This is a genomic window from Flavobacterium zhairuonense, from assembly GCF_004352915.1.
GTDB lineage: Bacteria > Bacteroidota > Bacteroidia > Flavobacteriales > Flavobacteriaceae > Flavobacterium > Flavobacterium zhairuonense.
Map to the genome: position 1 here is coordinate 1 of NZ_SJSY01000020.1, position 326 is coordinate 326.

Sequence of the window (326 nt, forward strand, 5' to 3'; positions counted from 1 at the left end):
TCTTTAAACAAAACAATCGAATGCAGCGATACAGAAGCTTTGGCATCGGCGCAAGCCTTATTCCCTGCAGCTTCAGATTTGTGCGATACTGATGTTTCAAACATCACTAAAGTGAGCGGCCAATTTGTAGCTTCAGAAGGATGCGGAAACGCAGGAACTTACACAAATACTTGGACAGTTAAAGATGATTGCGGAAATACATCGGCTGTTTTCACTCAGGTGATTACCATCGAAGACACAACAGCTCCAACTTGGACAAGTGAAATTGGTTCTTTAAACAAAACAATCGAATGCAGCGATACAGAAGCTTTGGCATCGGCGCAAGC

Annotated in this window: 1 protein-coding gene; it reads left to right on the top strand. The window is 43.3% G+C overall.

The features are described 5' to 3' along the window. Positions 1–326, top strand: a 326-nt coding sequence (locus EYY60_RS22140) for a hypothetical protein (RefSeq protein ID WP_162847813.1), incomplete at both ends; no start/stop codon positions are given.